We start from the raw sequence: 1,196 nt of genomic DNA on the forward strand, positions 1-1,196 counted from the left end.
GGAGATTGACCACAATAATGTGATTCTGAATTCCTATCAGGACGACGGTTGGTTTATCAATGTGGATTTAAAACAGTTACGCAAATACCACAAAGATTCCGGTTTTGATTACAACGTAGTCGATTTCAGCCGCCATCACGGCAGAGGCACGGAAAAAGTGTTTTTTGTCGGGCGCACCGCCGCTGATTTGGCAACGGTCGAACAGCAAATCCGCCAGCGCTATGCGGATCAAGTTAGTATCACCTACTCCACTCCGCAATGCCTGGAAGTGATGAACCAAGGGGTGACCAAAGCCAATGCGTTGGCGCATTTGCTGCAAGATCGCCAATATGCGCTCAGCGATTGCATTGCCTTTGGCGACGGCATGAATGATATTGAGATGCTGACCGAAGTTGGGCGCGGCTGTGTGATGGGCAATGCCGATCCACGAGTGAAAGCGGCGCTACCGCACTTGCAGCAAATCGGACTGAACCGTGATGAATCGGTCGCCACTTATTTGCGGGCGCTATTTAATTTGGTCTAAGAGGTCAGCATGAAACTTTGGTACTCCACCACCAGTCCGTTTGTACGCAAAGTGCGGTCAGTGATTGCCTATCATCAGTTGGAACAACAAGTCGAGCTGCTGCCGACCGTCGCCGCCAAAGCGGAATCGCCGCACAATCAGGACAATCCGCTCGGACGCATTCCTGCGTTGCAAACCGATCAGGGCGAGTGGCTGTTTAACAGCAGCTTAATCGCAGAATATCTCGACAGTCTCGGCAAAAAACCACCGCTGTTTCCGCAGGGGGAAAACCGCTGGCAGCTGTTGAATCTCCACGCCATCACCGACGGTATTATGGAAAATACGCTGATGTATTTGGGCGAGCGTATGCTGCGCGATCCGGCAGAGTGGTGGCACAGCCGTCATCAGCAGATGATGGAACGCAATATCCGTTCGTTGCGTTATCTGGAACAGCGCTTAGCACAGCTAGGCACAGAACTGAATATTGCCACGTTATATGTGGTGTGCGTGATCGATTTTTTCCATTTCCGCCTGAATGTTATCGGCATCAATCCAGCAGAAGTGGTACCGCACTTGGATCGCTGGGCGCGGCAGATGAACCAAAAATATCCGTGCTTAACCAGCACCAAACCCTATCAAAGCTAACAGAAAAGGCTAAAGATGCAAACCTTATTACTATTGTGTAGTGGGGCAA

Annotated in this window: 2 protein-coding genes; both read left to right on the forward strand. The window is 50.7% G+C overall.

The window, feature by feature from the left end; genetic code table 11:
- Positions 1-523 (forward strand): HAD-IIB family hydrolase (locus FHQ23_RS11375; RefSeq protein WP_139614423.1); only part of this gene is annotated, 523 nt, incomplete at its 5' end.
- 9 nt (positions 524-532) lie between these two features.
- Positions 533-1,147, forward strand: coding sequence for a glutathione S-transferase N-terminal domain-containing protein (locus FHQ23_RS11380; RefSeq protein WP_139614424.1), 615 nt, complete (start codon positions 533-535; stop codon positions 1,145-1,147).
- Positions 1,148-1,196 lie beyond the last annotated feature (49 nt).

The sequence above is a fragment of the Testudinibacter crocodili genome (assembly GCF_006228025.1).
Classification (GTDB): Bacteria; Pseudomonadota; Gammaproteobacteria; order Enterobacterales; family Pasteurellaceae; genus Chelonobacter.